Below are 23,089 nucleotides of genomic sequence, written 5' to 3' on the forward strand. Positions count from 1 at the left end.
CATATAACGTTGAAAATGGTGGATGCGTTGACAACTTAAGCAATTATTTTATGAGTGTAATGGATTTTTTCATTAAAAAAATCGTATTTAAAATAATTTAACGTTTTTATTGACGTTGGCGAACCATTTCAAAAAAGCAAATTGATCCAGCGATGGCAACATTTAAAGATTCTTGCCCACCTGGTTGAGGAATAGTAACAGCCTGAGCATGTTCTAGGGCATAGTCACTTGCACCTTGTCCTTCATTACCTAAAATCCAAACACATGCTTGCTTTAAATCTTTGCTATACAAGCTGGTTGAACGATGTGAACTCGTTACAAACACAGGAATTTGAAACTTGGGAAGAATGTCGGTTAACTGAAAATTCTCAAAACAATGTACGCTAAAATGGGCGCCCATTCCTGCGCGTAATACACGTGGGGACCAAAGAGAGGCTGAACCTTGCGTACAAATTACTTGTTTAATATTCGCGGCAGCAGCTGAACGGAGTAAGGTACCGACGTTTCCAGGATCTTGGACATTTTCGAGAATTAGTGTATCTGCTTTGAAGTCAATCGTTAACGACGTTTTTGGAAGATCAATAATTGCTAAACAAGGTAGGGTTGTACCTAAAGTACTTAAATCTTTATACAGTACTTCACTAATGACAAAAATATGTCCTTGGTGTAATTCAATCACCTCTTGTAATTCAGGATGATCGAGAGCTTGTTCAGTCGTAAATAATGAAAAGATTTTTTTATGTTGTTGTAGCCATGCTAAACACAGATGAGTACCTTCTAGAACAGTTTGCTGATGTTTCTTTCGAGCACTATTAAGTTCGATCAGCCCACGCAAATGTTTGATTTTTGCATTGTCTTTTGATTCTAGAAAAATAACAGCCATAATATAAAGATCCAAAAGGGCATTATAAGATGATAATAATGCCCTGAACATAAAAGTAATTAGTGGTAGCTTGTTACGCGTTCCACTTCATTTTTAGAGCCAATTATAACAGGAACACGTTGGTGTAATTCTGTTGGTTGAATCTCCATAATGCGAACACGTCCTGTTGTAGAAGCACCGCCAGCTTGTTCGATTAACATACTCATTGGATTTGCTTCATACATCAAACGCAAACGACCTGCTTTTTTAGGATCTTTGAGATCATAAGGGTAGAGGAAGATGCCGCCACGACATAATATGCGGTGAATATCACCCACCATACATGCAACCCAACGCATATTGAAATCTTTTTCACGGACTGATGTTTTACCCGCTAAAAGCTCGTCAATATAGCGTTTCACTGGATTTTCCCAATGACGTTGATTTGATGAGTTGATAGCGAATTCTTGTGTATCTACTGAAACTTGTACTTGATCCGTAGTAAGTAGGAAGGTTTGAGTGGTTGGATCGAAAGTAAAGAATACAACACCTGCACCTACGGTAAGCGCTAACATGGTCGAAGGACCATAAAGCACATAACCAGCCGCCACTTGCTCAGTACCCGCTTGCATAAAATCGGCAGATTGAGTGACTGCATTTTTAGCGGGAAGAATAGAGAAAATTGTGCCAACACACATGTTGATGTCGATATTGCTTGAACCATCGAGTGGATCGAATAACACTAAATATTTGCCATTTTCTTGGGCAGGCGTGAAGTCATCCAATTCTTCAGAAGCTAATCCACCTACTTGCGGATGTGCTTTTAATGCATCAATAAGATAGTCATTAGAAATGACATCTAATTTCTTTTGAGTTTCACCTTGTACATTTTCGTTGCCAGCACTGCCTAAAATACCAGCTAAAGCACCTTTTTGTAGTGCTTGGTCAATTGTTTGGCATGTTGCCGCGATTGTTTCAATGACTTGCGCCAATTCTGGTGTCAAATTCCCTTTTTGTTGTTCTAAATATTGGGATAATGTAAGGTTTGACATATTGAATTGCTCCGATTTAGCCGCATCAAAAATTGATAAAAAAGAATGTCGCTATTCTAGATGAGATCGCTCGAAAATAAAAATTATCTTACTTTATTTATGTTGCTTTTGTGATTACAAGCGTTCTATTACATGCTATGTTGATTGCATACTAGACAGGAAGTTTGGAGAGGAACGATGTCAACCAAAAATTTTGAAGCTACCCCCACGCCAAGTGAATCAATTAGCCTAGATACGATTTCGAAAGAAAGTGTGAAAGATGCTTGGAAAGAGTATGAAGCAAAGCCTGAGTATAAAGAATTTAATAAGCACGATATGATTGAGTCGATGCAACCTCAGTTGAAGCAAGAGTCTTCATCTTAATCAAAAATAAAAAATGCTCACATTGTGAGCATTTTTTATTGCAAATCCAAACATTATTTTAATAATGGTGGCACTGCTTCATAATTAATTTCTACGCGACGATTTTCTTTCCACGCTGCTTCGTCATGACCCAGGTTTACAGGGGCTTCTTTACCGTAGCTCACGGCTTCTAACTGCTGTGGGTTGACACCATTGGTAATCAAGAAACTTTCGACAGCTTTTGCACGACGCTCACCTAAAGCCATATTGTATTCACGCGTACCACGTTCATCCGTGTGACCTGTCAATGCCACCCGAGAATTAGCATTTGCGACAAGGAACTGTGCATGTGCTTGAAGTGTTTGATAGTCATCATTTGATAAATCACTGCTGTCATAATCAAAGTGAACTACGCGCTTCGCTAAAAAAGCTTTGTTTGCAGCAGTGACACCCTTAGATGATGCACCAGCTAAGTTTTGCGCATTTAATGCAGCATCTTCACTTAATCCTTCTGTGCTTACTGTAGTTGAACTGTTTGGCGCAGTATTACCTGCTGTGATTTCAGCAGCAGGTTTACGACTCGCACAACCTGTGAAAGCAATCGTCGCAGCTAAAAGTGGAAGTGTTAGGTATTTAATATTCATGTGATTCTCCAATCAATCAAATTTATTTTGGTGCCCAAGCTGGTTCACGAACTTCACCTTGTTCGCTTGGTAAATTCATACGGAAACGACCATCTGTAGACATAATAGAGAGTAAGCCGCGGTTACCTTCACGTGTTGCATAAACAACCATCTGCCCATTCGGAGAGAAACTTGGTGACTCATCCAGACTGGTTGGTGTCAATATATTAGTGATCCCTGTATTAATATCTTGTAATGCGACTTTGTAATTACTGCCACTTGGTCGATGAACTAAAGCAATTTTTTTACCATCGGCGCTTAAAGTGCCGCGTGCATTAAATGCACCTTTGAAGGTAAGGCGTTTAACTGAACTATCATCAAAACTGTAGCGATAAATTTGTGGGGAACCACCACGATCTGAGGTGAAAATAAATGATTTTCCATCAGGTGCATAACGTGCTTCGGTATCAATCGCTGAGTCATTTGTCATACGCTGTAATTGGCGCGTATTTAAATTCATCTGATAAATTTCAGGATTACCATGCATAGATGCTGTGAACAACATTGATTGCCCATCAGGCGAGAAGCTTGGTGCACCATTTAAGCCTTTGAAGCTCGCCAAAACCTCACGTTGACCCGTTGCTAAATCCTGAATGTAAATTGCAGGACGTTTAGTTTCGAAAGAGACATAAGCAATTTTTTTAGCGTCAGGTGTCCATGTTGGGGAAAGGATTGGATCTCGTGACGACAGTACCGTTTTAGGCTGTTCGCCATCAGTATCGGCGATTTGTAATGTATAACGTTGAGCAGGAGTTTCTGGATTACGTAATACATAAGCGATACGACCGCTGAAATCACCAGCAATACCAGTCAGAGCTTGGTATATCGCATCACTGATCATATGCCCAGCTTGACGAACGCGATTACTTGGTACGGTTAGAACTTCGTTTAATAAATATTGTTGCTTTTGTACGTCATAAAGTTGGTAATGAATTTCAAATGTATTCGCATCAATGTTTTTAATTTGACCAACCACAACATAGGGCACACCGGCATTTTGCCAGTCACCAGCTTGGATTTGGTTAATGCTTGCAGTTGCAGGTAGGTTTTGCGACGCACTTGTGAATCGACCTGAACGATTTAAGTCATTCTCAATAATTGGGTAAAGCGAGTTGTCATTTATAAAAGGGATAATTGCAATTTTAGGCGCTTGTTCAGGTGCTTTTGCAATTTCAAGGTGTAATTGTGCAAAAGTTGCTGTTGGAACAATTGCGCTAATTGCAGTAAAAACTGCGAAGGAGATGAGGTGCTTACGGGTCTTGTCCATAGTTACAATTACTTGTGTTCGTATTTTTGTGGCTGTTGATTATTTAACATAGTTACATGCTTTGTGCTATTAAAAGCATGTAACATTAACTATTTATTACTATTTCGCTGTAAAGTTTGAAGTTACATTTTTTGCATCTCTACGAGCATCTGGATCTTCAGGCATTGGATATGGAGCTGCATTTTGAATGGCAGCTTTAATACTTGCATCTAATTCATCATCCCCACTAGAGCGTGTGATTACAATAGATTGGACTTGTCCAGAGTCTGATAGCAAAAATCTAACACCTACAGTTTTACCACGAGAATCTAAAGGTACTTTCCATGCAGAGGAAACTTTATTCGTAAAATCTCGTTTAGCTGTTGAAGCGATTTTTTTCACATCGGCTTTTTTCTGAGCGGCTTCTTGCTCTGCCTTTTTAGCAGCAGCGGCTTTTGCATCTGCTTCGGCTCTTTCGGTATCTGCTTTATCTTTTGCAGCTTTATCAGCAGCGGCTTTATCTTTTGCAGCTTTATCAGCAGCGGCTTTATCTTTTGCAGCTTTATCGGCAGCGGCTTTGTCTTTTGCAGCTTTATCAGCAGCGGCTTTGTCTTTTGATACTTTGTCAGCAGCGGCTTTGTCTTTAGCTGCTTTATCAGCAGCGGCTTTGTCTTTTGATGCTTTGTCAGCAGCGGCTTTGTCTTTAGCTGCTTTATCAGTAGCAGCTTTGTCTTTTGCCGTTTTATCAGCAGCAGCTTTGTCTTTTACCGCTTTATCAGCAGCGGCTTTGTCTTTTACCGCTTTATCAGCAGCGGCTTTGTCTTTAGCTGCTTTATCAGCAGCGGCTTTGTCTTTTGATGCTTTGTCAGCAGCGGCTTTATCTTTAGCTGCTTTATCAGCGGCAGCCTTATCTTTAGCTGCTTTATCAGCAGCGGCTTTGTCTTTTGCAGCTTTATCAGCAGCAGTCTGTTCTATTTGACGTTTTGCTGCTTCATCTGCACGTTGTTTTTCGGCAATTTTGCGTTGTTCTTCTGCTTGTTTTGCTTGAGCAGCTTCTTTTGCTTTCTGTTTTTGTTCTGCTAATTGAGCTTGTTTTTGCTGCTCAGCTTTTTGTTTAGCATCAGCGAGTTGTTGTGCAGAAGGTGTAACAGGTGGGATTGGAAGGTTTTCAGGTTGAGTATTATCAACGATTGGACTGAGTATTTCTTCTGCTTGATTTTCAGCAGTCGTTTCCTGTTCTACTGGTTTAGCCATCGGTGGTGGCAAATCTTCTGGTTTAACTAAAATTGTAGTCAGTTTTTTAGGTTGCTCAGGCGGTTTACTTAGACCTAAGAAAAGCAAGCCAACAATCGCAATTGCATGTACCCCAAGGGTAAAACCTAGCGCAATTGCATTTTGTTTAAAAGGTGGCTCTTGAAATTTTTTCATAACTTATTTTAATGGCTCTGTCAGTAAACCAACTTGAGTTAAACCTGCTTCTTGTAAACTAGCCATGAGTGATACAACCTCACCATAGGGGCGAGATTTATCACCATTCACTAATACGGTGAGTTGTTTATTTTCTTGTTCCGCTTGCTTTTGAGCATCACTCAAAATAGCTTCAAGCTGCTCAAGTGAAAGAGGTTCACTATCTTTATGATCTTGGTATTGCAAATAAATATTGCCATCTTTGCCAATCGTTACCATTGCAGGCATATCTTTCGATTCGATAGGATTATTATTGGCTTGGGGCAGATCAACTTTGATACCGCTGGTAATCATAGGTGCAGTGACCATGAAAATGACTAAAAGTACCAACATGACGTCAATATAGGGTACAACGTTCATATCACTTTTCAGTGGTTTTTTGATGCGTTCAAAACGCCCAGATCGTTGAATCGCCATTATGCATCTTCCTGTGTCGATCCAATCGCTTGACGCTGTAAAAGAGCGACCATTTCTTCTGCGAATAATGCACGATCTGAATAAATTGATTCACCTTTCGCTGTGAAGTGGTTAAAAGCAAGCACAGCAGGAATTGCTGCAAATAAACCGATTGCCGTTGCAATAAGTGCTTCAGCAATACCCGGTGCTACGGTTGCCAAAGTAACTTGATCAACGGCAGCAAGACCAATAAAGGCATTCATAATGCCCCAAACCGTACCGAATAAGCCGATATAAGGCGCAACAGAACCAATACTTGCAAGCGCTCCTAAACCTTGTTCTAAACCGCCTTGATCACGACTTAGACCGACACGCAGAATACGTTCAGTACCTTCAATGGTTTGATTGGTATCTGCTTTGCGTTTTTGTAGTTTAAAAAACTCACCTAAGCCTTGATAAAAAATATCTTCTAGGCCACTACGTTTGGAGTTTAACTGAGCGTTATTGTAGAGTGTGTTTAATTCGGCACCTGACCAGAACATTTTTTGAAAATGCTCATCATCTTGAGCTGCTTTTTTAAAACCCATATGTAATTTGGCAATTAAATACCAGCTGAAAATTGACGCTAGTAATAAGATCAACATGACCAATTGCACGACTGGGCTGGCTTGTAAAATCAGGTCAGAAATATGTAGAGAAGATTCTAAATTAGTTGCCATAAGTCACTGTGCCGAAAAGTTTATTTTTAGTCCTGTGCTAATTCTTTTTGAATTAGATCACGTATTTCCTCAGGAAGTCTACGTGGCATTAACTCTTTGTTTAAACATGCCAACGTAACCTCACCTGAAGCCAGCAAGATTTCACCACGATAAATATTTTGTTGCAACACAAAAGATGCTGCTTTACACGAAATAACACGTGCTGTAACGGTAATTAAGTCATCCATTAATATTGGACGTACATATTTCACCTGAATTTGATGTACAACGAAGTTGTAGTCTTGTTGATGCCAGTAATGATCGACGCCCGCTGCACGTAGCCATTCAGTACGTGTACGTTCCATAAAACGAATGTGATTGGCATGGTAAACGATACCGCCTGCATCTGTATCTTCGATATATACACGAATATTAAATTCAAAATGATTAGCCATATCTTTAACCTATTTTTGCATACTGCTGAGCAATTGAGGGAATGATATTGCGTCAATCAAAAGATGGGAATAGTAATAAATAACATATTGCTGTTCTTTGTTTAGATAAAAAGCCCTAAGGGTAGGGCTTAATAAAAAAAGAAAATCATTTAAATTTAATTGAGCTCATTCCAATCGATTATTTTAGGATAGCCACTAACTGTTATACCATTTGCATATGCACTAATTAAAGCTTGATAATTGCTGGTATTCGAAAGCTTAATTGAATTTTTTACATTGTTGGTATCTTCAATTACAATGTCAGCATAATTAGGATAGAAAGCAATCTTATCATTATTGCTCTGAAAGCTAAGTTCACTTTTGAAGTTTACAGAGAAGACTTTATCCTCAGGGTTACCTTCGACATTTCCTTGTCCTATGATTGTAAGATTATTTGCGTTTAGTTGATAGTTATTAACAGTTAATTGTTGTGTTTCTTTTATCTCATTATCAAATGCACTTAATGCCATTTTCTTAATTTGATATTGAGCATTATTATCACTGTATTTGCTGAGAATATTGCCATTATACGTAATGCTGTCATTATTGGGCGAGATGATTTTGAAATTTTTCAGTGTAGTCTCATAGCGTTTTGAATCTTCATAAAGCGTTTCCTTGCTATTTACTAATCCAGAGATGGTTATAACTCTTAGACGAATTATACCGCTGTTGTCATCCTTAACATAATCCAGAAATTTACACTTATTAAATGTAATGCTTCTATCGCTATTTTTTGTATATGATCCGTCCGAACATTTAAAGTTGCTGCCAGCATAAATATTGTAATAGAGGCTTTCAGCAAATTCAGTACCTATTAAAAAAATGTTATTTTTCTCTTGAGATAAATTTATTATTGGTTCGTAAATAGATTCGATTGTTTCTGCTCTAGTGTAGTCTACTTTTTCTTTGGTTTGTAAAGAGTTTTCATTGTTGTTACTATCACTCCCACCACCGCAAGCTGTTAATAATACAGTGCTACCACAAAATAATGTTATTAATAATGTATTTTTCATTTCTACCCTTGATAAAATAATGAAGTAATTAGAATAATCTGTATATTATTTTAATTACTTCATTATAAGAAGTGTTTTATTAAAAATATTTTTAAATTATTCAGGCGGTGCCATACCAAACTGTAAATAAGCCATATTTGTTGCAATACGACCACGTGCAGTACGCATGACATAACCTTGTTGGATTAAATAAGGTTCGATTACATCTTCAAGTGTTCCGCTATCTTCAGCCATCGCGGCTGCTAAAGCTTCAACACCTGTTGGACGACCTTCAAAACGCTCAAGTAACATACTGATATAACGACGGTCTAAAGTATCTAAACCATCTTTATCTACATTTAGCATATCTAAAGCACGTTGTGCCATCTCTTGTGTCACTTCACCCGTGCCTTTCACTTGTGCATAATCTCGAACACGACGTAATAAACGATTGGCAATACGTGGCGTACCACGTGCACGTCTAGCGATTTCAGTTGAACCTTCCTTAGTAATCGGAACATCCATAAGATTTGCCGAACGAGTGACAATATGGGTTAAATCCTCTACAGAATAGAATTCTAAACGCTGAACAATCCCAAAGCGGTCACGTAAAGGTGAGGTGAGTAGCCCCGCACGCGTTGTTGCTGCGACTAATGTAAATGGTGGCAGATCTAATTTAATTGAACGAGCAGCAGGACCTTCACCAATCATGATATCCAGTTGATAGTCTTCCATTGCTGGATAAAGAATCTCTTCAATGACAGGAGACAGACGATGGATTTCGTCAATAAAAAGGACATCTCCTTCTTCCAAATTGGTTAGCATCGCCGCTAAATCTCCAGCTCGTTCCAATACAGGACCAGAGGTGGATTTTAAATTGCCGCCCATTTCGCGTGCGATAATATTTGCCAATGTGGTTTTACCTAAACCCGGTGGACCAAAAATCAAGGTATGGTCGAGTGCTTCACCACGACCTCGTGCAGCACCAATAAAGATTTCCATTTGCTCACGTACCACAGGCTGACCAATATAGTCTTCAAGTGAGGTTGGGCGAATCGCACGATCAAAATGATCTTCTGGTTTTTCAGAACCACTGATTAAACGGTCTTGCATAATGAGTTCGGTCTATCTTTATTTATTCAATGATTTAAGTGCAGCTCGGATAATATCACTGGCTTCGGTAAAATCAGCTTTAACAGCTTGAATCAATTTTTGTGCTTCAAGTGGTTTGTAGCCCAGTGATTGTAAAGCGGCTTCAGCTTCGGCAACAGCAGAATTTCCAGTGAACTGTATTTGAGCGGACGCTGTATTATTTGAAACGGTAGTGCTTGAAAATGCTTTAAAACGATCACGTAGTTCAATCATTAAACGTTCAGCTGTTTTAGTACCAACTCCTGGGACTTTGACTAGTGTTTTTACATCACCATGTTCAACAGTATGGATGAGCATGTCCACGCTCAAGGTCGAAAGAATACCGAGCGCCATTTTAGGGCCGACACCATTGACCTTGAGTAAAGTACGGAAAATGATTTTCTCTTGCGCATCACTAAAACCATATAGTTGCTGTGCATCTTCTCGAACCACCAAATGTGTCCATAAAGTGACTTTCTGTCCTTTTTGTAATTGGCAAAATGTCGAAAGTGGTGTGTCAATTTCATAGCCCACACCATTTACATTAAGCAATACGGTTGGGGCTTCTAAGGCAAACACCTCGCCAATTAAACATCCGATCATCGCGTCTTTCACTTATTTGTTAATGGTTAAATAGTAGTTGCCATTTGTTCTAAACGCAAAATGGCTTTTAGGGTTTCTTTACGATTTCGTGTGGATTTTATCCAAGCAGGTAAACGTGAGAAGTAACTGCGATTGTAGTTGGGGAACTTGCGTTCTCTTAAATTTGCAGATATATACGCTTTTAAGCAATTTAACTGTTCGATGTTATATACAAAAATAAGTCCATGCCGTGTTTCGGTTGCCAAATATAAACGATAAGCAAAATATGGGTCGAGACTGACTTCATAGCTATGTTCTCGCCAAATTTGAAAGGGTTGAGGATAAATCTGTCGTTGTATAAGACAAAAATTGCATGTGAGCTTAATGGCTGACGGGATAAAACAAATTTTGGGATAATATTGATGACATATGAATTTGCCTTGTCTACATGTACATTTTTCATCAATATGCAGATAAGCACCTGCAAAATAGCCTAAGTTATTTTCTTGCTGAGCTTGCTGATCAAAACTTTTACAACAAAATTGACAGCTAAAAACAGCTTTCTTTTCCAATGAATCAGTTTGTTTCTGTTGAAAGATAATTGCATGTTTATGGCAAAAAGGGCATTCGACAAAAATGGGAGATTCTGTAAAGGAATATGGAGAAATTCCTTGATCAACAAATCTATCCATCAGAAAAAACCTACTTTATTTCCCTGTAACTCTTGCGCCAAGCTATAGGCTTGGTGATCTGAGAACTTACTAATAATATCTAGAACTTGCATAATATTATTATAGTGGTTGTTTTGTAGATTTACGCCTGAATGTTGCAAAATTGACATCAAACGTTGCTCTTTAAAGCTTAAGGTCTTATGTGGCATGGTTAATGGGATAAATGCATCCAAAATCGTTTGTAGGCTTTGATGCGCAATAATTTCTAAACCAGATTTTTGAGGATGTTCAAAAATTCGATCTCTAGCAAGATTCTTCGCTGTTTGAATACCTGTTTCAATATCGGGTGAGCAATATTGCAACAGACTGCCTTTAAGCTGACCCGTTAAAATTTCATAATGATGTTTAGCAAAAGCAGTAGTGACTTCATCGACAAGACGTTTCATTACACGCCCACGCAAAGCTGCGATTTTTTGTTGCCATGTGGTATGGGGTAAATGCAACTCTTCAGGACGACCAAAGTCGGCGATCAAATTTAGAAAAATGGGCTCAACTTCTTCATAACTGAGCATATTGAGGATGATGCCATCTTCTAAGTCAATTAAGGCATAACACATATCATCCGCAGCTTCTAATAAATAAGTGAGCGGATGACGGCAATAATGATATTCACCGAGTTGAATTAAGCCGAGCTGTTCAGCTAACTGTTTTAAAATTTCCTTTTCAGATTGATAACAACCAAACTTTGCTCTTTTATGTGAGGGAGTATCACCTTGTTCCTCAATGGTTTTTGACAGCCAAGGATATTTTAAATAAGCGCCGAGTGTGGCACAGGTCAAACGCATACCACCATCATCAGGATGATAATCAATACGGCTGAGTAGACGCAGTCCTTGAGCATTGCCTTCAAATTGACGTACATCAGCTTCTTCTTCAGGTGTGAGTTTGGTCAAAAAATCTCGATGTGATGCATCATCAAACCATTCACGAATCGCATATTCACCTGCATGGCCAAATGGGGGATTCCCAATATCATGCGCCAGACAGGCGGCTTGGATAATCGCACCGACATCTGCTGGGGAAATCCACATTGGTAATTCATCTTTGATTTTTTCTGCGGCTAACATGCCCAATGAGCGACCAATACAAGAGACCTCAAGTGAATGGGTTAAGCGCGTATGAATGCCATCATGTTGAGTCAGTGGGTGAACCTGAGTTTTTCTATTTAGCTGACGAAAACTTTGGGAAAATATAATTCTGTCATAATCTTTGTGGAAAGGGCTTCGAGCCAATTCTGTACTACTTTTTTTACTGCCTAAACGAATTGCAGAAAGCAATTCCAACCAACGCATTTGTTCCATTCATCATTATTCACTATGAGTTCAAGATCATCATGCCAAAAAAAAGATTAAAGCACTAGAGCAGGGCGACATGGTTTGGCGTTTAAAATTTTTGCGTCTGCGTTAGGATTGTTGTGTGCATACCTTGAAGTGAAAATAGTAAATTTTGTTAAAAGGTTAGCTAGTTTGGCATTCCATCGTACAGCGGTGGAACGAGGCAAATATATGGTAGATAAGTAAATGACGGTATTAAGTGTGGGTGATAATGAAGAAGTAATACACTTTTTTATGGGAGTTAGCTCTCATTTTGAATCGGTTTTTAAAAACTCTCAATTGGATGTTAATTCTTTAATTAATAGTTATTATTCTAAATTTACAAATGAGTGTTTTGTAGGGATTTATGGCCTGGTGCCTGAGAATCAAGAACTTTGGGAGCATTGGGGATATTTTGAAGTTGCACTTAGAGTTTATTATTATGAGGTTTTAAATCATACTCCAGATAAATTGGCTTATATTAAATGGTTGAATAATTTTATAGAAGAATATAGAACAAGACAGATTTAATTATGGCTGTTTGCCTCGTTCCATCGTTGTACGGTAAAGCGTTAAATTGGTTTGTTTATGATTTTAACTAAAATTTATTTAACTCACTCATAACTCAGTTTGTCTCACTTTGATAGTTATTCGGTGAAACGAAGCAACAAGATTATTATAGCCTATCTGTTTCAGTGATTGAGGAGGAGTTAAAAGCTGCGTCCAAAATGTGGGTAAGGTGGCATTCGGAAAGCAATGATCAGAAAAATAGAGATGGCTATTTTTGTTTGTCAGGAGCGTGAGGCAACATAGTTTTCAGCTGACGAAATTAAGGCGAGAGGGTTTATTGATTTTGGCACCCGCATGGAAGAGGTCGAGTTGGAGCCCTATGGGATAAGTTGAAGGGTGAAATTTTCTCTACATATCAAAGTAAATGAATTGTTACGAATAAAGTAAAATTGAGAAAGCTACAATAAATTAAGTGAGTTGAGATAGAAAACACTGATTTTTAAGATGGATATGTCTAGCTGAAAGAAGGCTTTCACAGTAGAATATGCGCTCTCTCATAAGTCACATTGTGGTAGGTTCGTTAGACCCGCCCGTGGAGCCAAAGTCAACATGTTTATCGTGGCCGGTGCATCAGCACATTCTTCTTTTAAGAAAGCTCAACTCTTAAACCGTTTAGCGTCAATGAGTTCTGTTCAATCTTTTGACAGCCAGTGGGTTTATTTGTTTGATCAAGCGCTCAACGAGCAGCAACATCAATCGGCATTACAACTTTTAAACGATGGTCAATCTTTCGAACTTCGCCAAGCTGCAAGTGATGAAATCCAGATTTTAGTGACACCACGTATCGGCACCATCTCGCCGTGGTCATCTAAAGCAACCGATATTTTCCAAAACTGTAATACCCCAATTCACCGTTTAGAACGTGGTCTACTGTTTACACTGAAAGGTGTGAAAGAGATTTCGAATGAAGTGAAATTGGCTTTACATGACCGTATGACAGAGAGTGTTTTTGCTCATATTGATGATGCAAAAGCTTTATTCTCAGAAACCGCACCGAAGCCATTGAACTCAATTGATATCTTGGGTCAAGGAAAAGAAGCGTTAGTTAAAGCCAACAATGAGTTTGGCTTTGCTTTATCTGAGCAAGAAATTGATTACTTAACCGAAGCATTTACTAAGCTTGGCCGTAATCCAAACGACATCGAATTGATGATGTTTGCACAAGCAAATTCTGAACACTGTCGTCATAAAATCTTTGGTTCAGAATGGACAATTGATGGTGAAAAACAACCATTATCATTGTTCCAAATGATTAAAAATACTTATAAAGAATCTCCGACAGATGTGTTATCAGCATATAAAGATAACGCGTCTGTGATTGTGGGTTATGACACCATGCGTTTTTATCCGAAAGCGGATGAAAATGGTCACTTTGTTTATAAATATAAGAGCCAAGCTGCTCATATTTTAATGAAGGTTGAAACACACAACCATCCAACTGCAATTGCTCCATTTGCAGGTGCTGCAACAGGTTCGGGCGGTGAAATCCGTGATGAAGGTGCAACGGGTCGTGGTGGTAAACCTAAAGCAGGTTTAACAGGCTTTACCGTTTCAAACTTGAATATTCCTGGTTTTGAACAACCTTGGGAAGATAACTACGGTAAACCTTCACGTATGGCATCGCCATTACAAATTATGATCGAAGGTCCATTGGGTGGTGCTGCGTTTAACAATGAATTCGGTCGCCCAGCTTTAAATGGTTATTTCCGTACTTTCGAACAGAATGTAAATGGTGACGTGAAAGGCTTCCATAAGCCAATCATGATTGCTGGTGGTTACGGTAACATTCGTCCTGACCATGTTGAAAAAGATGCGATCCAACCGGGTGACTTGCTTATTGTATTGGGCGGTCCTGCAATGTTGATCGGTCTTGGCGGTGGTGCAGCGTCTTCTGTAGACAGCGGTACCATGGGTGAGAGCTTAGACTTTGCTTCGGTGCAACGTGAAAACCCAGAAATGGAACGCCGTTGCCAGGAAGTCATTGATACCTGCTGGCGTTTAGAAGACTTTAACCCAATCGTGTCTGTACATGATGTGGGTGCGGGTGGTGTATCCAATGCCATGCCTGAACTTGTGAATGATCATGAGTTAGGTGCGGTATTGAATCTTCGTAAGATTCCGTCATTAGAACCGGGTATGAGCCCGATGGAAATCTGGTCAAATGAAGCGCAAGAACGTTATGTGCTTGCAATTCGTCCAGAGTCTTTAGAACAGTTTGAAGAAATTTGTGCACGTGAGCGTTGTCCGTTTGCGGTATTAGGTGAAGCAACTGAAGCGCGTCACTTAACCGTTGAAGATCCGTTGTTTGAGAACAAGCCTGTCGATATTCCAATGCAGGTGATCTTGGGTGGCACGCCACGTATGCAACGTTCGTATGAAACGATTGAGCGTAAGGGTAATGACTTTGATGCTGCAAAAGTTGATTTAAAAGATGCAATTTTCCGCGTATTGAAGAATCCAACAGTGGCGTCTAAATCATTCTTGATTACCATTGGTGACCGTTCGATTACCGGTATGGTTGCACGTGATCAGATGGTGGGTCGCTGGCAAGTACCTGTTGCAGATGCAGCAGTAACTACCACAAGTTTGCAAGGCTTTACAGGTGAAGCAATGGCCATGGGTGAACGTCCACCTGTTGCATTGTTAAATCCTGCTGCATCGGCTCGTTTAGCGGTTGCTGAAGCGATTACTAACATTGCTTGCGCCAACATTGAACAAATCAGCGATATCAAACTTTCTGCAAACTGGATGGCTGCGGCTGGTCAAAAAGGTGAAGACCAAGCCTTGTTTGAAGGCGTAAAAGCGATTGGTATGGAAATGTGCCCTGCATTAGGCATTGCAATTCCAGTTGGTAAAGATTCACTTTCTATGCGTACTACTTGGAATGATGGTGAAGACAAAGCAGTTACATCTCCAATGACAGGCGTGATCACTGCATTTGCACCTGTTTTAGATGTACGTAAGACATTAACACCTGAACTTAAGAACTTAGAAGACTCAGTACTTGTACGTATTGATTTGTCTAAAGGTCAATTCCGTTTAGGCGGTTCGATCCTTGCGCAGGTGTATAAAGCGATTGGTTCTGTTACACCTGATGTGGATAGTTTTGATGACTTCAAAGCATTCTTTACATTGATTCAAGACTGGAACAATCGTGGTGTGATCAAAGCTTACCATGACATCGGTGATGGTGGTTTATTAGCGACTGTTGCTGAAATGATGTTCGCATCGCGTTTAGGTGTTGCTCTAGAAAATCAATCAACTGAAAGTTTATTTGCTGAAGAAATTGGTGCTGTACTGCAAATTACAGCGGCTGATTGGGCACAGTTAGAAGTTGAAGTTGCAGCGTCAAGCCTGAAAGATACAATTGCAATTGTGGGCCGTGTCAATACAACTGATCAATTGGCTGTGAATGGTTTAACTTTAGAACGTGCTGAATTACAACAAGCATGGGCAGAAGTTTCATATCAAATCCAACGTTTACGTGACAACGTTGAAACTGCTGATCAAGAATTTGCCTTAATTGCAGATAAAAACCACAAAGGTTTAATTGCTCAAGCAACTTATGATTTAAATGAGCCAGTTGAAGCTCCGTTTATCAATACACGTCGTCCAAACATGGCAATCTTGCGTGAGCAAGGTGTGAACGGTCATGTTGAAATGGCAGCTGCTTTTGACAAAGTGGGCTTTAATACCATCGACGTACACATGAGTGACTTACTTGCAGGTCGTGTCAGCTTAAGTGACTTCGAAGGTTTAGTGGCTTGTGGCGGCTTCTCATACGGTGACGTGATGGGTGCTGGTGGTGGCTGGGCGAAATCAGTATTGTTCAACCCGAAATTACGTGATCAGTTTGAGCAGTTCTTCCATCGTGAGAGCACTTTCAGCTTAGGGGTATGTAACGGCTGTCAAATGATGTCACAACTTGCACCATTGATTCCAGGTGCAGAGCATTGGGGTCGTTTTCATCGGAATACCTCAGAAGTATTTGAGGCACGTGCAGTTAACGTTCGCGTAGAAAAATCTGTTTCTGTATTGCTTGAAGATATGCAAGGTTCGATTTTACCAATCGCGGTTGCACATGGTGAAGGTCGTTTGGTTGCAACTGAACAGCAAATTGCTGCTTTAAATGCAGAGAATCAAGTGATCTTGCGTTATGTGGATAGCTTGGGGAACCCAACTCAGCACTATCCGTTGAACCCGAATGGTTCACCTGAGGCGATTACAGGTCAAACTTCTAGAGATGGTCGTGCAACAGTGATGATGCCGCATCCAGAGCGTAACTTCCGTGCCTTACAACATTCATGGAAGCCTGAAGATTGGGCTGAAGATGGTGCTTGGTTACGTATGTTCCGTAATGCACGCAAATTTATTGGTTAATCTAATTTAGTGTGTCAAAAAAACCACCTTGAATGAATTTAAGGTGGTTTTTTTAATTAAAAAAATATAAAAAGGAAAATCAAAATGACATTGTATTATTTAACAGGCGAAGAAATTAAACGTGGGGATATTGTTCTTTATTTAAGTAAAAATGATGAACGTTATGCGTTTGAATCTCCAGTAATGAAAGTGTGGGATGTTGTAAAAACTAATGCAGGAAAAGTCATTGGTGTGGCATTAATGCATCCTAATACAGATAATCCTGTAATTTATCCTAGAGTTATTCATACAAATATAGATCGACAAAAAGAACAAGCTGAGCAGCCTATCAAATTTGGTGATTTAGAGGGAGCATACACTACAACAGAAACGTTAGTTTTGCGTTCTGATGTTTTTCGTTTACTTAGTTTTTTATTGAAAGATGAACAACTTAAAGAAACGAATGAAAAAAATCATGCTTTTATTGAGCAAAAAATTGCCAAACTTATTCAGGATAGCAATGGGCTTGCTTTGTTTTATCAGGCGAAATGTATTGCTTATCCACAACAAGATTTTGATACCTATTTACAGTCTCTTGTACAAGCAGCGAAATCTGAATTTACCCCAGCTATTTGCGAATTTGGTTTAGAATTTTTCATTGGTCGTATTATTGAAAAAGATCACCAACGTAGCTTGGGTTTTTATAAGGAAGCTTCTGAGTTAGGGGATTGCATTGCAAGCTATGAATTGGCAAATCGCTATGCAAATGGAACAGGTACCACACAGGATTTAGCCAAAAGTGTAGAGATCTTAGAGTTGGCAGCGAAACAAGGTAGTTGGCGAGCAAAACTGGCCTTAGGTTCATATTATCGCTTTGGTTGGTTATCGAGTTTTTTAGCACCTCATCATCAAGGTTATCGAGAAATTAACAAAGAAGTCATCAGTCCTGAAAAAGCGTTTTTTCATTACGCTCATATTGTTAATCAAGCACCAAAAACAGAACTCACCGCATTGATGAATGCTCAATATCATTTAGGGTGGATGTATCAAGACGGCATAGGTGTTGCACAGGATTATAAACAAGCTGTTCGTTGGTATCAGGAATCGTCAAATCTTGGAAATGTTATTGCGACTAATAATCTTGCTGATAAATATGAGTATGGTTTAGGTGTAGAACAAGATTTGGATATCGCTTTTGAATTGTATGCAATAGCAGCCGAAGGCAATGTGGTTGCTGCTCATTTATCTTTAGGTCGGATGTATTTACAAGGACGTGGTATTGAAAAAAATCTAGATTTAGCTCAAAAACATTTGAAAGAAGTGTTGAGTGCAGGTATTGATCAAATTGAAAACATGCAACAAGAAGCATGGCAATTATTAGAGAGTTTTTCCGAAGATACGATTTTAAAACAAGCTCAAAAAATATTAGCCCAGCCACAAAATTATACTAATGAGGAAATTAGAAAAACTGCAAATGATATATACAAACCTTATATTAAAGATGGAGCGAAATTCCGCACACAGCTTTATGTGGAAATGGCGAAAAGAGGGGATGATGCAGCTCAATCACAAGTTGGAGATTGGTATTTAAAAGGTTGGGGCACGGAAATTAATTATGAGCAAGCCTATTATTGGGTGAGCAAAGCGATGGGACAAGACAATTGGTACGCCTATTATCAGATGGGTTACTTTTATGAAAATGGTATTATTGTTGAGCAGAATTTAGAATATGCTCAAGAGCTATATAAAGCATCTTTAAAGGATACCCAACTTTTTCCTAAAACAATCAATGGTAAGCCAAATCCTGAATATGAAAAATTTTATCGCCTTTCTAATAAAGAGGCTCTCGCAGGTTTAGAGCGAATTCAAAAGTTAATACGTGAGCAAACACCCAAGTGGATGTTCTGGAAAAGATAATAGACATTTTACTATGAAATAATGATGTTTGATGATGCTGTGATACACCTAAATTTATTGGTTAATTAAGCATCAATTGTTGAAAATGCCACTTTTTTAGTGGCATTTTTTTTGACAAGTTATAGATTTTATAGAGAAATAAACTATACAAATCAATTAAATTTAAGTTATTGATAATAAATATTTTTTATTGATAAATTGTTTTAATGAGATTTGGATGTGATATTCTTGCTCTATCCGTGAGGGGGAATAAAACAATGAAAAAAATACTGATTTTATCTATTCTATTAACAGGGTGTTCAACAGCTTATCAGCCTCATGCTTTGTTAGGGCAACAGGGTTTTGCCGAAACTCAATTATCCCAAAATCATTTCAGAGTGACATTTAAAGGAAACGAAAAAACATCGCAAGAACGTGCAAGTGATTTTGCATTGTTGAGAGCTTCTGAGCTAATGATTGCGGGAGGATGTACGAATTTTAAAGTGTTAAATTCTGCGAATGAAAATATAGGAAGTCTCGCATTTCCTCAGTCACATAAAGTGAATGCGTTTTCAAGTTCAATAGAAAATCGTATCCTTGGAAATAGTGATGGTTCATCTAAGCTATATTCTCCCAAATCCATAATCGAAGTTGGATGTGCTACAGAAGATACTAGTGCAGAAAGTAAAATATATGCTTCAGCTTCTGTTAATGAATCAATTAAGCATAAGTATCAAATTGGAATAAAATAAATAGATCTAAATTATTCATAATTACTTTTAGAAAGTGCTTTGTTTTTTAAAGATTAAATAAAGTGTATTTGAAGATCGTAGGATAGATCTTTGTGTCATTTGATATGAATGAATTGAATAAGCCACCGAAAGGTGGTTTATTTGCTTGGATGATCCAAAAATCACTTTATGAAGTTGAACGAGAATAACAATGAAATCAAAAATCCATTTTCACGAGTTCGCCTTATTAATGGCATTGTTGATGTCAATTGTTTCTTTTTCGATTGATGCGGTGTTACCTGCTTTGGGTGAAATTGGAAAAATTTTTACACTGCAAAATAGCAATCAGGCACAGTGGGTCATTATTGGTATTTTTTCAGGTATGACGATTGGGCAATTGATTGCAGGCCCATTGTCCGATGCGATTGGACGCAAACGGATTTTATTTACGGGAATCGTGATCTACTTTTTAGGAAGTTTGTTATGTTATTCCACACAAAGTTTTGAATGGTTTTTGGTCGGGCGTTTTATTCAAGGGATTGGTGTTTCGGGACCTTATGTGGCTTCGATCTCGATTGTGCGAGACAAATATAGCGGTGCGCAAATGGCACGTATCATGTCTTTGATCATGATGGTATTTATGGTCGCACCTGCAGTTGCACCGAGTTTAGGGCAATTGATTATTCATTTCTTTGGTTGGCGTGATATTTTTGTTTTATATATGGTTTATGCCATTGTTGTTGGAGCATGGGTGGCTTTGCGTTTGGAAGAAACGCTCGTTCCTGAAAATCGTTTACCGATGCGTGTTCAAGCATTCAAAGATGGTTTTAAGGAGGTTGTTAGTAATAAAACTACAATGAGCTATCTATTGTGTGCTGGTTTTTGTTTTGGTGGGTTTATTGGTTATTTAGGAACTTCACAGCAAATATTTATGCAGCAATTTGGTAAAACAGGACAGGAGTTTAGTGCTTATTTTGCTGTGTTGGCAGGTGTGATGGGCATCGCTTCCTTTACCAATTCTAAAATTGTGATGAAGTTTGGTATGCGTCCAATCTGTATTTATGGTTTTTTAGGGTTAAGTTTAATTTCGTTAATGTTCTTGATCATTCAGCTTGTGGGTGTGCCAGTTTCGTTTTGGATGTTTATGCTATATGCATGCATTCTATTTTTATTGTTTGGAACGTTATTTGGCAATTTAAATGCGATTGCAATGGAACCCATGGGTCATGTCGCAGGAATGGCTTCGGCGATCATTGGAGCATCATCATCTGTACTGTCTTTGATTCTCGCTTCGATAATTGGACAACTTTATGATGGTACATTGATTCCAATGACCTGCGGTTTTGTCATCTTATGTGGTTTGGCTTTTGCAATGACGATATATGAGAAGCAATATTTAAAAATTACAGAAAGTGTAGGTAGCTAAATTTATAGAAGGGAGACTAGTTACTCCTTAAGTTGAATTTTTAAGTTCTCTTAGAGAAGGGATAAAAATGAAAAAAGTTGTTCCTGTAATTTTGAGGCAGCAAAAGCAAGTCTTAGAAATATTGGCTTTTCGGCATCCACTTGCTGGAACTCAATTGGTTAAAGGAACGATAGAACAAGATGAAAAACATGATATAGCTGCGATTCGTGAATTATTCGAAGAATCGGGATTAATTGTTGAACTGAATTCTAAGTGTATTGGAAATTTTATACTCAAATGTAATCAGCAAGATTGGCATTTCTATTTATGTGAAACACAAGCTGAATTGCCAGAGACTTGGATATATCATTGTCAGGATGGTGGAGGTTTGGATTTTACGTTTTTTTGGTATCCATTAAAGCAAAAACCGAATGCAGATTGGCACGAGACTTTTCAAGAGGCATTGTCATTCCTGAGAAAGATTTTAATTTAATGGTATTACAGTCCATCTTCTCTTGGTGAAAGCCAATCTCTATATTTATCCCTTAAAGCTTGCCTTTTTACATCATTAAAAATAATAAAATCAATACCACCATCATAAGGTGCAACTATGATGTTATGCTCAAATGAAATCATAAAAGCTCGTACTTCATCATCAGCGATCTTTTTCAACAAGTCATTGTGTTGATTCGATTGCCAAGTTGTTTTTATAGAATATGGTCTAAAGAAATAATCCTCACCTTCTTCATAAAAATCTTCAGGGTTTACTTGTTTTAGATTAATGGCTTTTTCTGCATGAAATAGGTAAGGAGGAAGCACAAATACAGGTTCATAATCTTCATCATTAGAGGACTGACTAAAATAGTGACCTGAAATTATAAAGATAGAGGTATTTTCCCCAAAACAATCTGTAATAATTTCATTATGTCGATTTGATAACAATTCATATTCGGCAGCCGTATCCGCATACCTTTTTGATTCAGGCAGGCTATGGATTCTAAACCAAGATTGAGTAAAGTAGTGCTTAAGTAGGTGAGAAATTGGAATTTTATTAGGGAAATGGCTGTCCCATTGTGATTGAAAAGAGTTTTGCATTCTAGTTTTGATTTTTCAAAAAGACTATTTTACTCAAAATAATTTAAAAAGACTAAACCCATTTCGTGGGTAAAGCCTTTTAAATAAAACGATGTAAAGTTATAGCTTGTGATTATTTTCATCTTTCAGCAGCATCGGATGTTTATACATCACATCGGTACGCAGTACATATTTCTGACCTGAAAGCACAGGCGCTCCCTCATGTAATAGCTGATGCTCAAATACTAATATTTGCCCAAGTTTGGGTTGAATACTCGCGATTTGAGTTTCCTTACAGGGTTTCAGCATGCCACTATCACGGTAAAACACTGTTTCTCCACCCGTAAAATCTTCACTTAGGTAGATCAATAAAGTCAGTTGACTACTATGCCAATCATTCACTTCATAAATCCCATCCCAATGTGGTCTAAATGTTTCGCCATTTTCATAACGATAAAAACGAAAACGTTCATTTAAGCCACTTAATGTCCAACCATTCAATTGCTCAGGCAAGAGATGTTTGAGTTTGGAAAATAGTGTTTCGGCAAGCTGAATATCATCATAAATGACTCGTTTATTATTTCTGACATTTGTAAGAACTTGACGAGCTGAGTTTACGAATATATCTGCTGTTTCATAATGATATTGATGACTAAGTTCGATGAATGAGAGACATTCTTGATTTGAAAACACATCATCTACAGTAAAAATTAAAGGTGAGTTCTGATGTGTTTGTCGTTTTTCTTGTTGTAGAAAAAGAGTTTGAGTGGAAGTTATCCCATTTTGATGACCTATCATGTTGAGTTGGAAAGTGGTTATCTTAGCACCATGATGATTTTTATTTCTATGGTTTTAAGTGGTGTATTTTTTGCTTTATTAAATCTGTAGAAAACTAAAAATTTGGAGCACCCTATGGTGAAAAGTGAAAATTATCTAAGAACACTACATACAAAAGAGAAAGGTTGGTTTTGGTTTGGTTTAACTGTAGCGATCCAAATAGTATTGATTTCTGTGGGCTATATAGTGATGAATATTTCACTTTGATTTTTAGGCTTTTTTAGCGCT

Annotated in this window: 23 protein-coding genes; 8 read left to right on the forward strand and 15 right to left on the reverse strand. The window is 38.3% G+C overall.

Features of this window, described 5'->3' with window-relative positions:
* Nucleotides 1–106: 106 nt before the first annotated feature.
* Together IEV17_RS05160 and IEV17_RS05165 are read right to left on the reverse strand one after the other, a co-directional pair.
* Nucleotides 107–883: a TrmH family RNA methyltransferase gene (locus IEV17_RS05160; protein ID WP_004661150.1), complete on the reverse strand. Its 777-nt coding sequence runs from the start codon at nt 881–883 to the stop codon at nt 107–109.
* A gap of 59 nt (nt 884–942) precedes the next feature.
* Nucleotides 943–1,914, reverse strand: coding sequence for a class 1 fructose-bisphosphatase (locus IEV17_RS05165; protein ID WP_004661152.1), 972 nt, complete (start codon nt 1,912–1,914; stop codon nt 943–945).
* A gap of 177 nt (nt 1,915–2,091) precedes the next feature.
* On the opposite strand from IEV17_RS05165, the gene IEV17_RS05170 reads away from it, so the two are divergent.
* Entirely contained in the window at nt 2,092–2,277 is a 186-nt protein-coding gene (locus IEV17_RS05170; protein WP_004661154.1) for an NF038105 family protein, read from the forward strand.
* A gap of 53 nt (nt 2,278–2,330) precedes the next feature.
* Here IEV17_RS05170 and pal read toward each other — a convergent pair whose 3' ends face one another.
* The 11 genes from pal to IEV17_RS05225 all read right to left on the reverse strand — a co-directional run bounded on the left by pal (nt 2,331) and on the right by IEV17_RS05225 (nt 11,977).
* Nucleotides 2,331–2,900: a peptidoglycan-associated lipoprotein Pal gene (gene pal / locus IEV17_RS05175; protein ID WP_004661155.1), complete on the reverse strand. Its 570-nt coding sequence runs from the start codon at nt 2,898–2,900 to the stop codon at nt 2,331–2,333.
* Nucleotides 2,901–2,922: 22 nt separating this feature from the next.
* The gene (tolB, locus tag IEV17_RS05180) at nt 2,923–4,206 is read right to left on the reverse strand and encodes a Tol-Pal system beta propeller repeat protein TolB (RefSeq protein ID WP_004661157.1); all 1,284 of its coding nucleotides are present in this window, start codon (nt 4,204–4,206) and stop codon (nt 2,923–2,925) included.
* Between the two features lie 99 nt (nt 4,207–4,305).
* Nucleotides 4,306–5,613, reverse strand: a complete 1,308-nt coding sequence (locus tag IEV17_RS05185) for an energy transducer TonB family protein (RefSeq protein ID WP_188363578.1) — start codon at nt 5,611–5,613, stop codon at nt 4,306–4,308.
* A 3-nt stretch (nt 5,614–5,616) separates the two neighbouring features.
* On the reverse strand, nt 5,617–6,069 hold the full coding sequence (gene tolR / locus IEV17_RS05190) for a protein TolR (RefSeq protein ID WP_004661165.1): 453 nt from the start codon (nt 6,067–6,069) through the stop codon (nt 5,617–5,619).
* The gene (gene tolQ, locus IEV17_RS05195) at nt 6,069–6,767 is read right to left on the reverse strand and encodes a protein TolQ (protein ID WP_004661166.1); all 699 of its coding nucleotides are present in this window, start codon (nt 6,765–6,767) and stop codon (nt 6,069–6,071) included. Before tolQ ends, tolR begins: the two co-directional genes overlap by 1 nt.
* A 26-nt stretch (nt 6,768–6,793) precedes the next feature.
* Complete coding sequence (gene ybgC / locus IEV17_RS05200; RefSeq protein ID WP_004661168.1) at nt 6,794–7,201, reverse strand: tol-pal system-associated acyl-CoA thioesterase; 408 nt, start codon at nt 7,199–7,201, stop codon at nt 6,794–6,796.
* A gap of 155 nt (nt 7,202–7,356) precedes the next feature.
* Nucleotides 7,357–8,253, reverse strand: coding sequence for a hypothetical protein (locus tag IEV17_RS05205; RefSeq protein WP_004661169.1), 897 nt, complete (start codon nt 8,251–8,253; stop codon nt 7,357–7,359).
* Between the two features lie 96 nt (nt 8,254–8,349).
* Nucleotides 8,350–9,345: a Holliday junction branch migration DNA helicase RuvB gene (gene ruvB, locus IEV17_RS05210; RefSeq protein WP_004661170.1), complete on the reverse strand. Its 996-nt coding sequence runs from the start codon at nt 9,343–9,345 to the stop codon at nt 8,350–8,352.
* A gap of 18 nt (nt 9,346–9,363) precedes the next feature.
* Nucleotides 9,364–9,966 (reverse strand): Holliday junction branch migration protein RuvA, encoded by a 603-nt coding sequence (ruvA, locus tag IEV17_RS05215; RefSeq protein ID WP_004661171.1) that lies wholly within the window; start codon nt 9,964–9,966, stop codon nt 9,364–9,366.
* 26 nt (nt 9,967–9,992) lie between these two features.
* Nucleotides 9,993–10,637 carry a hypothetical protein gene (locus tag IEV17_RS05220; protein WP_004661172.1) on the reverse strand — a complete coding sequence of 215 codons (645 nt, stop codon included), beginning with the start codon at nt 10,635–10,637 and terminating at the stop codon, nt 9,993–9,995.
* Nucleotides 10,637–11,977 (reverse strand): deoxyguanosinetriphosphate triphosphohydrolase, encoded by a 1,341-nt coding sequence (locus IEV17_RS05225; protein WP_004661173.1) that lies wholly within the window; start codon nt 11,975–11,977, stop codon nt 10,637–10,639. Before IEV17_RS05225 ends, IEV17_RS05220 begins: the two co-directional genes overlap by 1 nt.
* A gap of 219 nt (nt 11,978–12,196) precedes the next feature.
* On the opposite strand from IEV17_RS05225, the gene IEV17_RS05230 reads away from it, so the two are divergent.
* The 6 genes from IEV17_RS05230 (at nt 12,197) to IEV17_RS05255 (ending at nt 21,443) form a co-directional block, all read left to right on the forward strand.
* On the forward strand, nt 12,197–12,520 hold the full coding sequence (locus tag IEV17_RS05230) for a hypothetical protein (protein ID WP_004661175.1): 324 nt from the start codon (nt 12,197–12,199) through the stop codon (nt 12,518–12,520).
* Nucleotides 12,521–13,108: 588 nt separating this feature from the next.
* Entirely contained in the window at nt 13,109–16,939 is a 3,831-nt protein-coding gene (gene purL / locus IEV17_RS05235; protein ID WP_004661177.1) for a phosphoribosylformylglycinamidine synthase, read from the forward strand.
* A gap of 84 nt (nt 16,940–17,023) precedes the next feature.
* Entirely contained in the window at nt 17,024–18,835 is a 1,812-nt protein-coding gene (locus IEV17_RS05240; RefSeq protein WP_004661180.1) for a tetratricopeptide repeat protein, read from the forward strand.
* A 257-nt stretch (nt 18,836–19,092) separates the two neighbouring features.
* Nucleotides 19,093–19,566 (forward strand): CC0125/CC1285 family lipoprotein, encoded by a 474-nt coding sequence (locus tag IEV17_RS05245; protein WP_004661181.1) that lies wholly within the window; start codon nt 19,093–19,095, stop codon nt 19,564–19,566.
* A gap of 190 nt (nt 19,567–19,756) precedes the next feature.
* Entirely contained in the window at nt 19,757–20,971 is a 1,215-nt protein-coding gene (locus tag IEV17_RS05250) for a multidrug effflux MFS transporter (protein WP_004661183.1), read from the forward strand.
* A 67-nt stretch (nt 20,972–21,038) separates the two neighbouring features.
* A complete protein-coding gene (locus tag IEV17_RS05255) occupies nt 21,039–21,443 on the forward strand; it encodes an NUDIX hydrolase (RefSeq protein WP_004661186.1) in 405 nt (134 codons plus the stop codon).
* A 5-nt stretch (nt 21,444–21,448) separates the two neighbouring features.
* Here the strand turns inward: IEV17_RS05255 and IEV17_RS05260 are convergent, their stop codons facing one another.
* Together IEV17_RS05260 and IEV17_RS05265 are read right to left on the reverse strand one after the other, a co-directional pair.
* Nucleotides 21,449–22,045, reverse strand: coding sequence for a DUF3885 domain-containing protein (locus IEV17_RS05260; RefSeq protein WP_004661187.1), 597 nt, complete (start codon nt 22,043–22,045; stop codon nt 21,449–21,451).
* A gap of 99 nt (nt 22,046–22,144) precedes the next feature.
* The gene (locus IEV17_RS05265) at nt 22,145–22,822 is read right to left on the reverse strand and encodes a 2OG-Fe(II) oxygenase (RefSeq protein WP_004661190.1); all 678 of its coding nucleotides are present in this window, start codon (nt 22,820–22,822) and stop codon (nt 22,145–22,147) included.
* A 114-nt stretch (nt 22,823–22,936) separates the two neighbouring features.
* Between IEV17_RS05265 and IEV17_RS17265 the strand changes: the two genes are divergently transcribed.
* Nucleotides 22,937–23,068, forward strand: a complete 132-nt coding sequence (locus IEV17_RS17265) for a KGW motif small protein (protein ID WP_004661191.1) — start codon at nt 22,937–22,939, stop codon at nt 23,066–23,068.
* Nucleotides 23,069–23,089: the final 21 nt, after the last annotated feature.

The sequence above is a fragment of the Acinetobacter modestus genome (assembly GCF_014636095.1).
GTDB classification, from domain to species: domain Bacteria; phylum Pseudomonadota; class Gammaproteobacteria; order Pseudomonadales; family Moraxellaceae; genus Acinetobacter; species Acinetobacter modestus.

Excerpts from the sequence above, each read along its gene's own strand:
- IEV17_RS05250 (WP_004661183.1), top strand. The coding sequence starts at position 19,757 with ATGAAATCAAAAATCCATTTTCACGAGTTCGCCTTATTAATGGCATTG.
- IEV17_RS05230 (WP_004661175.1), top strand. The coding sequence starts at position 12,197 with ATGACGGTATTAAGTGTGGGTGATAATGAAGAAGTAATACACTTTTTT.
- purL (WP_004661177.1), top strand. The coding sequence starts at position 13,109 with ATGTTTATCGTGGCCGGTGCATCAGCACATTCTTCTTTTAAGAAAGCT.
- IEV17_RS05220 (WP_004661172.1), bottom strand. The coding sequence starts at position 10,637 with ATGGATAGATTTGTTGATCAAGGAATTTCTCCATATTCCTTTACAGAA.
- pal (WP_004661155.1), bottom strand. The coding sequence starts at position 2,900 with ATGAATATTAAATACCTAACACTTCCACTTTTAGCTGCGACGATTGCT.
- IEV17_RS05165 (WP_004661152.1), bottom strand. The coding sequence starts at position 1,914 with ATGTCAAACCTTACATTATCCCAATATTTAGAACAACAAAAAGGGAAT.
- ybgC (WP_004661168.1), bottom strand. The coding sequence starts at position 7,201 with ATGGCTAATCATTTTGAATTTAATATTCGTGTATATATCGAAGATACA.
- tolB (WP_004661157.1), bottom strand. The coding sequence starts at position 4,206 with ATGGACAAGACCCGTAAGCACCTCATCTCCTTCGCAGTTTTTACTGCA.
- ruvB (WP_004661170.1), bottom strand. The coding sequence starts at position 9,345 with ATGCAAGACCGTTTAATCAGTGGTTCTGAAAAACCAGAAGATCATTTT.
- tolR (WP_004661165.1), bottom strand. The coding sequence starts at position 6,069 with ATGGCGATTCAACGATCTGGGCGTTTTGAACGCATCAAAAAACCACTG.
- IEV17_RS05170 (WP_004661154.1), top strand. The coding sequence starts at position 2,092 with ATGTCAACCAAAAATTTTGAAGCTACCCCCACGCCAAGTGAATCAATT.
- IEV17_RS05185 (WP_188363578.1), bottom strand. The coding sequence starts at position 5,613 with ATGAAAAAATTTCAAGAGCCACCTTTTAAACAAAATGCAATTGCGCTA.
- IEV17_RS05255 (WP_004661186.1), top strand. The coding sequence starts at position 21,039 with ATGAAAAAAGTTGTTCCTGTAATTTTGAGGCAGCAAAAGCAAGTCTTA.
- IEV17_RS05160 (WP_004661150.1), bottom strand. The coding sequence starts at position 883 with ATGGCTGTTATTTTTCTAGAATCAAAAGACAATGCAAAAATCAAACAT.
- IEV17_RS05260 (WP_004661187.1), bottom strand. The coding sequence starts at position 22,045 with ATGCAAAACTCTTTTCAATCACAATGGGACAGCCATTTCCCTAATAAA.
- IEV17_RS05265 (WP_004661190.1), bottom strand. The coding sequence starts at position 22,822 with ATGATAGGTCATCAAAATGGGATAACTTCCACTCAAACTCTTTTTCTA.
- IEV17_RS05225 (WP_004661173.1), bottom strand. The coding sequence starts at position 11,977 with ATGGAACAAATGCGTTGGTTGGAATTGCTTTCTGCAATTCGTTTAGGC.
- IEV17_RS05245 (WP_004661181.1), top strand. The coding sequence starts at position 19,093 with ATGAAAAAAATACTGATTTTATCTATTCTATTAACAGGGTGTTCAACA.
- IEV17_RS17265 (WP_004661191.1), top strand. The coding sequence starts at position 22,937 with ATGGTGAAAAGTGAAAATTATCTAAGAACACTACATACAAAAGAGAAA.
- IEV17_RS05240 (WP_004661180.1), top strand. The coding sequence starts at position 17,024 with ATGACATTGTATTATTTAACAGGCGAAGAAATTAAACGTGGGGATATT.
- IEV17_RS05205 (WP_004661169.1), bottom strand. The coding sequence starts at position 8,253 with ATGAAAAATACATTATTAATAACATTATTTTGTGGTAGCACTGTATTA.
- tolQ (WP_004661166.1), bottom strand. The coding sequence starts at position 6,767 with ATGGCAACTAATTTAGAATCTTCTCTACATATTTCTGACCTGATTTTA.
- ruvA (WP_004661171.1), bottom strand. The coding sequence starts at position 9,966 with ATGATCGGATGTTTAATTGGCGAGGTGTTTGCCTTAGAAGCCCCAACC.